This is a genomic window from Acidovorax sp. NPDC077693 (assembly GCF_044542805.1).
Classification (GTDB): Bacteria; Pseudomonadota; Gammaproteobacteria; order Burkholderiales; family Burkholderiaceae_C; genus Acidovorax.
The window spans coordinates 23247-36239 of record NZ_JBITVD010000001.1 but is presented as its reverse complement, the minus strand read 5'-3'; the positions used below and the strand labels follow the sequence as shown (position 1 = coordinate 36239).

The following is a 12993-nucleotide window of genomic DNA, read 5'->3' as shown; positions in this document are numbered from 1 at the left end:
ATGAACAGCAAGAAGAAACTCATCGCCGGCAACTGGAAGATGAACGGCGGCCTGGCAGCCAACGAAGCTCTGCTCAAGGCCATCATGGCGGGCCTGGGTGATGGCGGTGGTGCGGCGTGCGATGTGGCGGTGGCAGTGCCTGCGCCTTATCTGGCGCAGGTGCAGTCGCTCACTTTCGGGTCTGCGGTGGCTGTAGCGTCGCAGGACGTGTCGCAGCATGAGGCGGGCGCCTTCACCGGTGAGGTGTCGGTGGCCATGCTCAAGGAGTTTGGCGTGCGGTATGCCCTGGTGGGGCACTCCGAACGTCGCCAATACCACGGGGAAACCGACGTGGTGGTGGCAGAAAAAGCCCAGCGTGCACTGGCGGCGGGTGTGACCCCCATCATCTGCGTGGGTGAAACCCTGCAGGAGCGCGAAGCGGGCCAGACCGAGTCGGTGGTCAAGCGCCAGCTCGCTGCCGTGATCCATCTCAATGGCCACTGCATCAGCGAAGTGGTGGTGGCCTACGAGCCGGTGTGGGCCATCGGTACGGGCCGCACGGCCTCGCCCGAGCAGGCGCAGGCGGTGCATGCAGTGCTGCGGGCCCAGTTGGCCGCGGCCAGCGAGCACGCCGACCGCATCCGCCTGCTCTACGGCGGCAGCATGAATGCCGCCAACGCGGCGCAGCTGCTGTCTCAGCCCGACATCGATGGCGGGCTGGTCGGCGGCGCATCCCTGAAGGCCCCCGACTTTTTACAAATCATTGCCGCCGCCCGTTGAGGTGGTGGTCCCAAGAGCTATTCAATCAGGAGTGAACAGAGAATGAACGTGATCGTGAATGTGGTTTTGGCGGTGCAGATGCTGTCGGCGCTGGGGATGATCGGACTGGTGCTGGTCCAGCACGGCAAGGGTGCCGACATGGGCGCTGCCTTCGGCAGCGGTACGTCGGGCAGCTTGTTCGGGGCCAGCGGCAGTGCCAACTTCCTGTCGCGCAGCACGGCGGTGCTGGCGGCGGTGTTCTTCGTGGCAACGCTGGCGCTGGCCTACTTCGGCAATGCACGTCCTGCCGGTGCGGGCAGCGTGCTGGAGACCCCGGCTGCAGCAGTTCCTGCCGGCTCCGCGCCCGCCGCGTCGGCGCCGGGTGCTGCCGTGGCGCCTGCTGTTCCGGCATCGGGCGCTGCCCAGATTCCGACCAAATAATCTGCGCTAAATTGGTTCGGCGAAGCCGAAGCAGGGTTTTTCCGGAGTAGAATCCCGGATTGTCTGGAAAGCCAAAACCGCAAGGTTCCTCATGCCATCCAGATGCACACATCAGCCGTCGTGGTGAAATTGGTAGACACGCTATCTTGAGGGGGTAGTGGCGAAAGCTGTGCGAGTTCGAGTCTCGCCGACGGCACCAAAACAAAGGCCTCCCCGACATGTCCTGGCAAGGGACATGTCGGGCCAGGCCACAGCGGTGAGCACATCCTCAAGATGAACCTCGATCAGTACCTCCCCGTCCTTTTGTTCATCTTGGTTGGCATCGCCGTTGGCGTTGTCCCCTTGGTACTAGGCTACATACTGGGCCCCAATCGCCCGGATGCCGCAAAAAACTCCCCCTACGAATGCGGCTTTGAGGCCTTCGAGGACGCGCGCATGAAGTTCGATGTGCGCTACTACCTCGTGGCCATCTTGTTCATTCTGTTCGATCTGGAAATCGCCTTTCTCTTCCCGTGGGCCGTCACCTTGCACGAGGTGGGCATCGCTGGTTTCGTGGCGGTCGTGATATTCCTGGCCATCCTTGTCGTGGGTTTTGCCTACGAATGGAAAAAGGGCGCCCTGGATTGGGAATGAGTGGCTTCGGCTGCAAGCAAGGATGATGCAATGATTGAAGGCGTGATGAAGGAAGGCTTCATCACCACGAGCTATGACTCCGTGGTGAATTGGGCCAAGACGGGCTCCCTGTGGCCCATGACATTTGGCCTGGCCTGCTGTGCGGTGGAGATGATGCATGCGGCGGCAGCGCGCTACGACATCGGCCGCTTCGGCGCCGAGGTGTTCCGTGCCAGCCCGCGCCAGTCCGACCTGATGATCGTGGCCGGTACGCTGTGCAACAAGATGGCACCGGCTCTGCGCAAGGTATACGACCAGATGTCCGAGCCCCGCTGGGTGCTCTCCATGGGGTCTTGCGCCAACGGCGGCGGCTACTACCACTACAGCTACTCCGTGGTGCGTGGCTGCGACCGCATCGTGCCTGTGGATGTCTACGTGCCGGGTTGCCCGCCCACGGCGGAAGCGCTGATCTACGGCATCATCCAGCTGCAGCAGAAGATCCGCCGCACCAACACCATTGCTCGTGTCTGAAGGGTTGATGATGACTTCTGTTGCCATTCGGCCTGAAAAACTCAAGGACCACATCGCCGCGGCCCTGGGCTCCAAGGTGCGCCAGATCTCGATCGCCCTGGAAGAGGTGACCGTGGTGGTCGCTGCGGCCGATTACCTCGAAGCGATGCGCGTCCTGCGCGATGCCGAAGGTTGCCGTTTCGAACAACTGGTGGATCTGTGCGGGGTGGACTACTCCTCCTACGCCGACCAGGTGCATGAAGGCGCGCGCTATTGCGTGGTGTCGCACCTGCTGTCCGTCAGCCTGAACCAGCGCGTGCGCGTGAAGGTGTTCTGCGCGGACGACGATTTTCCGGTGGTGGCGTCCGTGTCCGACCTCTGGAGCTCTGCCAACTGGTACGAGCGCGAAGCGTTCGATCTGTTCGGCATCGTGTTCGACGGCCACAACGATCTGCGCCGCATCCTGACGGACTACGGCTTCATCGGCCATCCTTTCCGCAAGGACTTCCCGCTGTCGGGCCACGTCGAGATGCGCTATGACACCGAGCAGCGCCGCGTGGTGTACGAGCCCGTGTCGATCGAGCCGCGTGAAATCACGCCGCGCATCATCCGCGAAGACAAGTACGGAGGCCTGCACTAAGGCGCCCTGCGCCCCACGTGACCCACCATGGCTGAAATCAAGAACTACTCCCTGAACTTTGGTCCGCAGCACCCGGCAGCACACGGCGTGCTGCGGCTGGTGCTCGAGCTCGACGGCGAAGTCGTGCAGCGCGCCGACCCCCACATCGGCCTGCTGCACCGCGCGACCGAAAAGCTCGCCGAGCACAAGACCTACATCCAGTCGCTGCCCTACATGGACCGGCTGGACTACGTCTCGATGATGTGCAACGAGCACGCCTACTGTCTGGCCATCGAGAAGCTGATGGGCCTGGAAGTGCCCATCCGCGCGCAGTACATCCGTGTGATGTTCTCCGAAATCACCCGTCTGCTGAACCACCTGATGTGGCTCGGTTCGCACGGCAACGATTGCGGCAGCTCCACCATCCTGATCTACACCTTCCGCGAGCGTGAAGACCTGTTCGACATGTACGAAGCCGTCTCCGGCGCGCGCATGCACGCGGCGTACTTCCGTCCGGGCGGCGTGTACCGCGACCTGCCGGATTCCATGCCGCAGTACAAGGTCAGCAAGATCAAGAACGCCAAGGCCCTGGAGGCCATGAACAAGAACCGCCAAGGTTCCATGCTCGACTTCATCGACGACTTCACGCAGCGCTTCCCCGCCTGTGTGGATGAGTACGAGACCCTGCTGACCGACAACCGCATCTGGAAGCAGCGCACCGTCGGCATCGGCGTGGTGCCCCCGGAGCGCGCGCTCAACCTGGGCATGACCGGCCCCATGCTGCGGGGCTCAGGCATTGCCTGGGACCTGCGCAAGACGCAGCCCTACGACGTCTATGACCGCATGGACTTCGACGTGCCGGTGGGCAAGACGGGCGATTGCTACGACCGCTACCTCGTGCGCGTGCAGGAGATGCGCGAGTCCAACCGCATCATCAAGCAGTGCGTGGACTGGCTGCGTGCCAATCCCGGCCCGGTGATCACCGACAACCACAAGGTGGCTGCACCGTCGCGCGAGTCCATGAAGTCCAACATGGAAGAGCTGATCCACCACTTCAAGCTGTTCACCGAAGGTTTCCATGTGCCCGAGGGCGAGGCTTACGCCGCCGTCGAGCATCCCAAGGGCGAGTTCGGCATCTATCTCGTGAGCGATGGCGCCAACAAGCCCTACCGCCTGAAGATCCGCGCGCCGGGTTTTGCCCACCTGGCCACGCTCGACGAAATGGCCCGCGGCCACATGATCGCCGACGCCGTGGCCATCATCGGCACCATGGATATCGTGTTCGGGGAGATTGACCGATGAGTAGTACGACCGAATCGAAGAACCCCACGGCGGGCACCACCGCCATCACCGAGGCGACGCGCGCCCGTTTTGCGCGCGAAGTGGCCAAGTACCCGCCCGAGCAGGCGCAGTCCGCCGTGATGGCCTGCCTGTCCATCGTGCAGCAGGAGCAGGGCTGGGTCAGCGTCGAGAGCGAGGCCGTGATCGCCGAATACCTGGGCATGGCCCAGATCGCGGTGCACGAAGTCACCACGTTCTACAACATGTACAACCAGCAGCCCACGGGCAAGTACAAGCTCAACGTTTGTACCAACCTGCCTTGCCAGCTGCGCGACGGCCAGAAGGCGCTGCACCACCTCGAGAAGAAGCTCGGCGTGACCATGGGCGAGACCACGCCGGACGGCCTGTTCACCCTGCAGCAGTGCGAGTGCCTGGGCGCCTGCGCCGACGCGCCCGTGATGCTGGTCAACGACCGCACCATGTGCAGCTTCATGGACAACGACAAGCTCGACCAGCTGGTCGACGGGCTCAAGGCTGCAGAGGGGCAAGCATGACCACTGCCGCACAAATCCTCTCGCAGTTCCAGGCCACCGGCGTCCAGACCTGCTTCCACGACCGCCACATCAACCCGCAGATCTATGCGGGCCTGGACGGCACGAACTGGAGCATCAAGGACTACGAAGCGCGCGGCGGCTACGCTGCGCTGCGCAAGATCCTGGGCACCGACGGCGGCGAGCCGCTGACGCAGGACCAGGTCATCGCCACCGTCAAGGAATCGGGCCTGCGCGGCCGCGGCGGCGCGGGCTTTCCGACCGGCCTCAAGTGGAGCTTCATGCCCCGCTCGTTCCCCGGTCAGAAGTATCTCGTCTGCAACTCCGACGAAGGCGAACCGGGCACCTGCAAGGACCGCGACATCCTGCAGTTCAACCCGCACATCGTCATCGAAGGCATGATCATCGCGGCCTACGCGATGGGCATCTCCGTGGGCTACAACTACATCCACGGCGAAATCTTCCAGACCTACGACCGCTTCGAAGAAGCGCTCGAAGAAGCACGCGCAGCGGGCTACCTGGGCGACAAGATCCTGGGCAGCAACTTCAGCTTCCAGCTGCACGCAGCGCACGGTTTCGGCGCCTACATCTGCGGCGAAGAGACCGCGCTGCTCGAATCGCTGGAAGGCAAGAAGGGCCAGCCGCGCTTCAAGCCGCCGTTCCCGGCCAGCTTCGGCCTGTACGGCAAGCCGACCACCATCAACAACACCGAGACATTCGCGGCCGTGCCGTGGATCATCCGCAACGGCGGAGCTGCGTACCTCGAGTGCGGCAAGCCCAACAACGGCGGCACCAAGATCTTCTCGGTCTCGGGCGATGTGGAAAAACCAGGCAACTACGAAGTGCCCATGGGCACGCCGTTCGCCAAGCTGCTCGAGCTCGCCGGTGGCGTGCGCAAGGGCCGCCAGCTCAAGGCAGTGATCCCGGGCGGCTCGTCCTCGCCGGTGCTGCCGGCTTCCATCATCATGGAGTGCACGCTGGACTACGACTCCATCGCCAAGGCCGGCTCCATGCTGGGCTCGGGCGCCGTGATCGTGATGGACGACTCCCGCAGCATGGTCGAAAGCCTGCTGCGCCTGTCGTACTTCTATTCGCACGAATCCTGCGGCCAGTGCACGCCCTGCCGCGAAGGCACCGGCTGGATGTGGCGCGTGATCGACCGCATCCAGCACAACCAGGGCCGCTCGGGCGACCTGGACCTGCTCAATTCGGTGGCAGACAACATCCAGGGCCGCACGATCTGCGCGCTGGGCGACGCTGCCGCGATGCCGGTGCGCGCCATGATCAAGCATTTCCGTCCCGAGTTTGAAGCACTGATCCGGAACAACGCCTCCCAGGCGGCGACCTCCGCCTGATCGCGAGAAGACATATGGTTGAAATTGAACTGGACGGTCAGAAAGTGGAAGTCGCCGAAGGCTGCATGGTGATGCATGCAGCCGAGAAGGCGGGCACGTACATTCCGCATTTCTGCTACCACAAGAAGCTCTCGATCGCCGCCAACTGCCGCATGTGCCTGGTGGACGTCGAGAAGGCTCCCAAGCCCATGCCTGCCTGCGCCACGCCGGTGACGCAGGGCATGATCGTACGCACCAAGAGCGACAAGGCCATCAAGGCCCAGGCGTCGGTCATGGAGTTCCTGCTGATCAACCACCCGCTGGACTGCCCCATCTGCGACCAGGGCGGTGAGTGCCAGCTGCAGGACCTGGCCGTCGGCTACGGAGGTTCGTCCTCGCGCTACGAGGAAGAAAAGCGCGTGGTCTTCCACAAGGACGTCGGCCCGCTGATCTCCATGGAAGAGATGAGCCGCTGCATCCACTGCACCCGCTGCGTGCGCTTCGGCCAGGAAGTGGCCGGCGTGATGGAGCTCGGGATGATCCACCGTGGCGAGCACTCCGAGATCACCACCGTGGTGGGCGATACCGTGGACTCCGAGCTGTCGGGCAACATGATCGACATCTGCCCCGTGGGCGCGCTCACGAGCAAGCCGTTCCGCTACAGCGCCCGCACCTGGGAACTCTCGCGCCGCCGCTCCGTCAGCCCACACGACTCCACCGGCTCCAACCTGATCGTTCAGGTCAAGAACCACAAGGTGATGCGCGTGGTGCCGCTCGAGAACGAAGCCGTCAACGAATGCTGGATCGCCGACCGCGATCGCTTCTCGTACGAATCGCTCAACAGCGACGACCGCCTGACCCAGCCCATGCTCAAGCAGGGCGGGGTGTGGAAGGAAGTCGACTGGCAGACCGCGCTCGAATACGTGGCCAACGGCCTCAAGAACATCAAGAACGACCACGGTGCCCAAAGCATCGGCGCTCTGGTGAGCCCGCACAGCACGGTCGAAGAGCTGTACCTGGCCGGCGCACTGGTGCGTGGCCTGGGCAGCGACAACATCGACTACCGGCTGCGCAACGCCGAGTTCGCTGCGCCCGAAGGCATTCGCTGGCTCGGTACGTCCATCGCTTCGCTGTCCACGCTGCAACGCGTGCTGGTGGTGGGCTCCAACCTGCGCAAGGACCATCCGCTGTTCGCGCAGCGCATCCGCCAGGCTGCCCGCCATGGCTGCCAGGTCGCGGCTGTGGGCTCTGTAGCCCACGATTGGGCCATGCCGGTGTCGTCGTTCGTTGCGCAAAGCGCCAGCGAATGGGTGCAGACACTCGGCGGCATCGCCTCTGCAGTCGCACAGGAAAAGGGCGTGACCGCTCCCCAGGGCGCTGCAGCCCACAACGACGCCACCCAGGCCATCGCGCGCGCGCTGCTCGGCGGTGAGCGCAAAGCCGTGCTGCTGGGCAACGCCGCCGCGCACCACGCGCAGGCCACGCAACTGCTGGCACTGGCCAACTGGATCGGCGAGCACACGGGCGCCTCGGTGGGATACCTCACGGAAGCTGCCAATACGGTGGGCGCGCAGTTTGCGGGTGCTCATCCTGTGAACGGTGGATTGAATGCGGGCCAGATGCTCTCGGGTGGACTGAAGGCGGCTGTGCTGCTCAACACCGAGCCGGTCCATGACTCGGCGGCCGGTGCCAACGCTGCTGCTGCGCTGTCTGGTGCAGAGATGGTGGTGACCTTGAGCCCCTTCAAGGCCAACCTGGAGTTCAGTGACGTTCTGTTGCCAATTGCTCCCTTCACCGAAACCTCCGGCAGCTTCATCAACGCCGAAGGCCGCCTGCAGAGCTTCCATGCGGTGGTGCGCCCCCTGGGCGATACCCGCCCCGCGTGGAAGGTCCTGCGCGTGCTGGCCAACCTGCTGGGTGTGTCCGGTTTCGACTTCGAGACCTCGCAGGACGTGCTGGCACGCGCCACCAATGCCGCGGCCGGCACCGTCACGCACGTGCCTGCCGAACAGCTGTCGAACCTGGTGACTGCGGTGCCTGCTGCCGCCGCAGCAGCCACGGCAACCGCGGGCGAGCCTGTGGTCGCTTCCATCTATCAACTCGACGGCCTCGTGCGCCGTTCCACGTCGCTGCAGCTCACCGCCGATGCGCGCACGGCACGTGAAGGAGTCGCCGCATGATCGACGCGATCTACAACGCGGGCCTGAACCTGCTGGCCTTCGGCTGGTGGACGGGCGCCGTCTGGCCTGTGCTCTGGGTGCTGATCAAGATCGTCTGCATTCTGGCGCCGCTGATGGGTGCCGTGGCCTACCTCACGCTGTGGGAGCGCAAGCTGCTGGGCTTCATGCAGGTGCGGCACGGTCCCAACCGGGTGGGCCCCATGGGTCTGCTGCAGCCCATTGCCGATGCGCTCAAGCTGCTGACCAAGGAAATCATCCAGCCCACCGCTGCGAGCAAGGGTTTGTTCGTGCTCGGGCCCGTCATGGCCATCATGCCGGCGCTGGCCGCCTGGGTGGCGATTCCCTTCGGCCCCGATGTGGCCCTGGCCAATGTCAATGCCGGCCTGTTGCTGGTGATGGCCATCACCTCCATCGAGGTATATGGCGTGATCATTGCCGGCTGGGCATCGAACTCCAAGTACGCCTTCCTGGGCGCGCTGCGTGCGTCTGCGCAGATGGTGAGCTATGAAATCGCCATGGGCTTTTGCTTCCTGGTGGTGATCATGGTGTCGGGCAGCATGAACCTGACCGAGATCGTCATGTCCCAAAGCCGCGGCATGGCCGCCAACATGGGCCTGACCTTCCTGTCGTGGAACTGGCTCCCGCTGCTGCCCATCTTCCTGGTGTACCTGATCTCCGGCGTGGCCGAGACCAACCGCCACCCCTTCGACGTGGTCGAAGGCGAAGCCGAAATCGTGGCCGGCCACATGGTCGAGTACTCGGGCATGGGCTTTGCCATCTTCTTCCTGGCGGAATACGCCAGCATGTGGCTCGTGTCCATCCTGGCCGCGCTCATGTTCCTGGGCGGCTGGCTGCCTCCGGTCGAGTTCCTCTCGTTCATCCCGGGCTGGATCTGGCTGGGTATCAAGACCTTCCTCGTGGTGTCCATGTTCATCTGGATCCGCGCCACCTTCCCGCGCTTCCGCTACGACCAGATCATGCGTCTGGGCTGGAAGATCTTCATCCCAGTGACCCTGGTGTATCTGCTCTTCGTGGGTGGATGGCTGCTGTCGCCCTGGAACATCTGGAAATAAGCGGGACACAAAAATGACTGCCGTTGTTGCTGCTGCACCTTTCTCGTTCAAAGACTTCTTCAAGAGCTTCATGCTCGTGGAACTGCTCAAGGGCATGGCCCTGACCGGTCGCTACGCCTTTCGCCGCAAGGTGACGGTCCAGTTCCCTGAAGAAAAGACCCCTCTGTCGCCGCGTTTCCGTGGCCTGCACGCGCTGCGCCGTTACGAAAACGGCGAAGAGCGCTGCATTGCGTGCAAGCTGTGCGAGGCCGTATGCCCCGCCATGGCCATCACCATCGAATCGGATGTGCGTGCCGATGGCTCGCGCCGTACGACGCGCTATGACATCGACCTGACCAAGTGCATCTTCTGCGGCTTCTGCGAAGAAAGCTGCCCGGTGGACTCCATCGTCGAGACGCACATCCTGGAATACCACGGCGAAAAGCGTGGCGACCTGTACTTCACGAAAGACATGCTCCTGGCCGTGGGTGACCGGTACGAAGGCGAAATCGCGGCAGCCAAGGCTGCGGACGCGAAGTACCGCTGAGCGGTGCAGAGCGCGGCCTCTTTGCCAGACTTTCTATAAAGACCCGATTCATGGACGCCAAGACTGGTTTCTTCTATCTCTTCTCGGTGGTGCTGCTGTTTGCAGCCTTCCGGGTGATCACTGCCCGCAACCCCGTGCATGCAGTGCTGTACCTCATCCTTGCGTTCTCGCAGGCCGCTGCCGTGTGGCTGCTGCTCAAGGCCGAGTTCCTGGCCATCGCGCTGGTGCTGGTGTACCTGGGCGCCGTCATGGTGCTGTTCCTCTTCGTGGTGATGATGCTGGACATCCACATCGACACCGTGCGCAAGGGGTTCTGGAAACACTTCCCCCTGGCCGCCACGGTGGGTGCGCTGATCGCACTGGAAATGGCCGCCGTGCTGATGGGCGGTTTCCGCGGCATGGACGAACCCAAGGCCGTCGCCACGGCGCTCGATGCTGCGGGCCATGTGGTGCAGTACTCCAACACCAAGGCATTGGGCAAGCTGCTGTACACCGAGTACCTGTACCCCGTCGAGATCGCGGCCGTGATCCTGCTGGTCGCCATGATTGCAGCCATTGCGCTGACCCTGCGCCAGCGCAAGGACAGCAAGGCCATCAACCCGTCGCAGCAGATCCGCGTGCGCGCTGGTGATCGCCTCGAAGTCGTGAAGGTGGCCGCCACCCAGAAGGCAGCGCCTGAAGTGCCTGCCGAGCCTGCTGCTGCCACCGAGGAGAAAAAAGCATGACGCTGACATTGGGCCACTTTCTCTCGCTGGGCGCGATGCTGTTCGCGCTGGCCGTGATCGGCATCTTCCTGAACCGCAAGAACCTGATCGTGCTGCTGATGGCGATCGAGCTGATGCTGCTGGCGGTCAACATGAACTTCGTGGCGTTCTCGCACTACCTGGGCGACATGCATGGCCAGGTGTTCGTGTTCTTCATCCTGACAGTGGCAGCTGCCGAGTCGGCCATCGGTCTGGCCATCCTGGTGCTCCTGTTCCGCAACAAGTCCAGCATCAACGCGGAAGACCTCAACACCCTCAAGGGTTGATGGGTCACCAGCATTCCCAAGGTTCTCAAGAATGAGTCAAACCCTCTCTGCTTCAACGCTCCTGGCCGTGCCGCTGGCACCGCTGGCGGGCGCCTTGCTGGCCGGCATTTTCGGCACGACCTTCGGTGGTAACTGGATCGGTCGCCGGCTCTCGCACACCCTCACCATCCTGGGCGTGCTGGTCGCGTTCGTGCTGTCGGCGATGACGCTCAAGAGCGTGGCGCTCGACGGTGCCCGCTTCAACGAGACGCTCTACACCTGGATGGTGGTGGGCGGCCTCAAGATGGAGGTCGGTTTCCTGATCGACAGCCTGACCGCCATGATGATGGTGGTCGTGACCTTCGTGTCGCTGATGGTGCACATCTACACCATCGGCTACATGGAAGAGGACGACGGCTACAACCGGTTCTTCGCCTACATCTCGCTGTTCACGTTCTCCATGCTCATGCTGGTCATGAGCAACAACCTGCTGCAGCTGTTCTTCGGCTGGGAAGCCGTGGGCCTGGTGTCCTACCTGCTCATCGGTTTCTGGTTCAACAAGCCCACGGCGATCTTCGCCAACATGAAGGCGTTCCTGGTCAACCGCGTGGGTGACTTCGGCTTCATCCTGGGCATCGGCCTGATTGCTGCCTATACGGGCACGCTCAACTACAGCGAAATCTTCGCCAAATCGGGTGAGCTCGGTGGCCTGGCGTTCCCCGGTACCGACTGGATGCTGATCACCGTGATCTGCATCTGTCTGTTCATCGGCGCGATGGGCAAGTCCGCGCAGTTCCCGCTGCACGTGTGGCTGCCCGATTCGATGGAAGGCCCGACCCCCATCTCGGCGCTGATCCACGCGGCCACCATGGTGACCGCCGGCATCTTCATGGTGTCGCGCATGTCGCCGCTGTTCGAGCTGTCGGACACCGCGCTCAACTTCATCCTGATCATCGGCTCCATCACGGCGCTGTTCATGGGCTTCCTGGGCATCATCCAGAACGACATCAAGCGCGTGGTGGCGTACTCCACGCTGTCGCAGCTCGGCTACATGACCGTGGCCCTGGGTGCCTCCGCCTACTCGGTGGCCGTGTTCCACCTGATGACCCACGCGTTCTTCAAGGCGCTGCTGTTCCTCGGCGCAGGCTCGGTCATCATGGGCATGCACCACAACCAGGACATCCGCTGGATGGGCGGCGTGCGCAAGTACATGCCCATCACCTGGATCACCTCGCTGCTGGGTTCGCTCGCACTGATCGGCACGCCCCTGTTCTCGGGGTTCTACTCCAAGGACAGCATCATCGAGGCCGTGCACTTCAGCCACCTGCCGGCGGCGCACTTCGCGCACTTCGCGGTGCTGGCCGGCGTGTTCATCACGGCGTTCTATTCGTTCCGCATGTACTTCCTGGTCTTCCACGGCAAGGAGCGCTACGACCAGAACCCCGATGCCCACCATGATGCGCACCACGACGACCATGGCCACGGCCATGATGACCATCACAGCCATGATCCGCACGAATCCCCCTGGGTCGTGACGGTGCCGCTGGTGCTGCTGGCCATTCCTTCGGTGGTGGTGGGCTTCATGTTCATCCAGCCCATGCTGTTCGGCGACTTCTTCAAGGACGTGATCTTTGTCGACGCAGCCAAGCACCCTGCGATGTCCAAGCTGGCCGAGATCTTCCACGGCCCGGTGGCGATGGCCGTGCACGGGCTGCAGACCGCGCCTTTCTGGCTGGCGGTGGCGGGCGTGGCGCTGTCGTACTACATGTACATGGTGAACCCGGCTTTGCCTGCAGCGATCAAGCGCACCTGCATGCCGATCTACACGCTGTTCGAAAACAAGTACTACCTCGACTGGATCAACGAGAACATCCTGGCCCGCGGCGCGCGTGCCCTGGGTACGGGCCTGTGGAAGGGTGGCGATCAGGCCATCATCGACGGCACGCTCGTCAATGGCTCCTGGAAGGTCGTGCGCAGCGTGTCCGGCGTCGTGCGCTGGATGCAGTCCGGCTTCATCTTCCACTACGCGCTGGTGATGATCCTGGGGGTCTTCGCGCTGATGACCTGGTTTGTCTGGGGCGACGTGTTCCTGCAGCTCATCAAATAAGGAAAACAACAA

Annotated in this window: 14 protein-coding genes and 1 tRNA gene; all 15 read left to right on the top strand. The window is 63.2% G+C overall.

What is annotated here, in order from left to right:
• Positions 1-759: a triose-phosphate isomerase gene (gene tpiA / locus ACIGHN_RS00195; RefSeq protein ID WP_056421120.1), complete on the top strand. Its 759-nt coding sequence runs from the start codon at positions 1-3 to the stop codon at positions 757-759.
• A 42-nt stretch (positions 760-801) separates the two neighbouring features.
• A complete protein-coding gene (secG, locus tag ACIGHN_RS00190) occupies positions 802-1179 on the top strand; it encodes a preprotein translocase subunit SecG (protein ID WP_056421016.1) in 378 nt (125 codons plus the stop codon).
• Positions 1180-1293: 114 nt separating this feature from the next.
• Positions 1294-1378 (top strand) — tRNA-Leu (locus ACIGHN_RS00185).
• A 74-nt stretch (positions 1379-1452) separates the two neighbouring features.
• The gene (locus ACIGHN_RS00180; RefSeq protein WP_055393226.1) at positions 1453-1812 is read left to right on the top strand and encodes an NADH-quinone oxidoreductase subunit A; all 360 of its coding nucleotides are present in this window, start codon (positions 1453-1455) and stop codon (positions 1810-1812) included.
• A gap of 30 nt (positions 1813-1842) precedes the next feature.
• Positions 1843-2322: an NADH-quinone oxidoreductase subunit B family protein gene (locus tag ACIGHN_RS00175; RefSeq protein WP_007849129.1), complete on the top strand. Its 480-nt coding sequence runs from the start codon at positions 1843-1845 to the stop codon at positions 2320-2322.
• 10 nt (positions 2323-2332) lie between these two features.
• Entirely contained in the window at positions 2333-2941 is a 609-nt protein-coding gene (locus ACIGHN_RS00170; protein ID WP_056162643.1) for an NADH-quinone oxidoreductase subunit C, read from the top strand.
• Positions 2942-2968: 27 nt separating this feature from the next.
• Entirely contained in the window at positions 2969-4222 is a 1254-nt protein-coding gene (locus tag ACIGHN_RS00165) for an NADH-quinone oxidoreductase subunit D (protein WP_056421019.1), read from the top strand.
• On the top strand, positions 4219-4755 hold the full coding sequence (gene nuoE / locus ACIGHN_RS00160) for an NADH-quinone oxidoreductase subunit NuoE (protein WP_056421021.1): 537 nt from the start codon (positions 4219-4221) through the stop codon (positions 4753-4755). The genes ACIGHN_RS00165 and nuoE overlap by 4 nt, the downstream gene beginning before the upstream one ends.
• Positions 4752-6107 carry an NADH-quinone oxidoreductase subunit NuoF gene (nuoF, locus tag ACIGHN_RS00155; protein WP_056421024.1) on the top strand — a complete coding sequence of 452 codons (1356 nt, stop codon included), beginning with the start codon at positions 4752-4754 and terminating at the stop codon, positions 6105-6107. Before nuoE ends, nuoF begins: the two co-directional genes overlap by 4 nt.
• 14 nt (positions 6108-6121) lie before the next feature.
• On the top strand, positions 6122-8266 hold the full coding sequence (gene nuoG / locus ACIGHN_RS00150) for an NADH-quinone oxidoreductase subunit NuoG (RefSeq protein WP_396502801.1): 2145 nt from the start codon (positions 6122-6124) through the stop codon (positions 8264-8266).
• Positions 8263-9339, top strand: a complete 1077-nt coding sequence (nuoH, locus tag ACIGHN_RS00145) for an NADH-quinone oxidoreductase subunit NuoH (protein WP_056421031.1) — start codon at positions 8263-8265, stop codon at positions 9337-9339. Before nuoG ends, nuoH begins: the two co-directional genes overlap by 4 nt.
• 13 nt (positions 9340-9352) lie before the next feature.
• A complete protein-coding gene (nuoI, locus tag ACIGHN_RS00140; protein ID WP_056421034.1) occupies positions 9353-9865 on the top strand; it encodes an NADH-quinone oxidoreductase subunit NuoI in 513 nt (170 codons plus the stop codon).
• Positions 9866-9915: 50 nt separating this feature from the next.
• Entirely contained in the window at positions 9916-10590 is a 675-nt protein-coding gene (locus ACIGHN_RS00135; protein WP_056421037.1) for an NADH-quinone oxidoreductase subunit J, read from the top strand.
• Positions 10587-10895, top strand: coding sequence for an NADH-quinone oxidoreductase subunit NuoK (gene nuoK / locus ACIGHN_RS00130; protein ID WP_005793248.1), 309 nt, complete (start codon positions 10587-10589; stop codon positions 10893-10895). The genes ACIGHN_RS00135 and nuoK overlap by 4 nt, the downstream gene beginning before the upstream one ends.
• A 31-nt stretch (positions 10896-10926) precedes the next feature.
• Entirely contained in the window at positions 10927-12981 is a 2055-nt protein-coding gene (nuoL, locus tag ACIGHN_RS00125; RefSeq protein WP_082486073.1) for an NADH-quinone oxidoreductase subunit L, read from the top strand.
• The last annotated feature ends 12 nt before the right edge of the window (positions 12982-12993 follow it).

Coding starts and splice junctions, on each gene's coding strand:
- tpiA (WP_056421120.1), top strand. CDS start 1: ATGAACAGCAAGAAGAAACTCATCGCCGGCAACTGGAAGATGAACGGC.
- secG (WP_056421016.1), top strand. CDS start 802: ATGAACGTGATCGTGAATGTGGTTTTGGCGGTGCAGATGCTGTCGGCG.
- ACIGHN_RS00180 (WP_055393226.1), top strand. CDS start 1,453: ATGAACCTCGATCAGTACCTCCCCGTCCTTTTGTTCATCTTGGTTGGC.
- ACIGHN_RS00175 (WP_007849129.1), top strand. CDS start 1,843: ATGATTGAAGGCGTGATGAAGGAAGGCTTCATCACCACGAGCTATGAC.
- ACIGHN_RS00170 (WP_056162643.1), top strand. CDS start 2,333: ATGACTTCTGTTGCCATTCGGCCTGAAAAACTCAAGGACCACATCGCC.
- ACIGHN_RS00165 (WP_056421019.1), top strand. CDS start 2,969: ATGGCTGAAATCAAGAACTACTCCCTGAACTTTGGTCCGCAGCACCCG.
- nuoE (WP_056421021.1), top strand. CDS start 4,219: ATGAGTAGTACGACCGAATCGAAGAACCCCACGGCGGGCACCACCGCC.
- nuoF (WP_056421024.1), top strand. CDS start 4,752: ATGACCACTGCCGCACAAATCCTCTCGCAGTTCCAGGCCACCGGCGTC.
- nuoG (WP_396502801.1), top strand. CDS start 6,122: ATGGTTGAAATTGAACTGGACGGTCAGAAAGTGGAAGTCGCCGAAGGC.
- nuoH (WP_056421031.1), top strand. CDS start 8,263: ATGATCGACGCGATCTACAACGCGGGCCTGAACCTGCTGGCCTTCGGC.
- nuoI (WP_056421034.1), top strand. CDS start 9,353: ATGACTGCCGTTGTTGCTGCTGCACCTTTCTCGTTCAAAGACTTCTTC.
- ACIGHN_RS00135 (WP_056421037.1), top strand. CDS start 9,916: ATGGACGCCAAGACTGGTTTCTTCTATCTCTTCTCGGTGGTGCTGCTG.
- nuoK (WP_005793248.1), top strand. CDS start 10,587: ATGACGCTGACATTGGGCCACTTTCTCTCGCTGGGCGCGATGCTGTTC.
- nuoL (WP_082486073.1), top strand. CDS start 10,927: ATGAGTCAAACCCTCTCTGCTTCAACGCTCCTGGCCGTGCCGCTGGCA.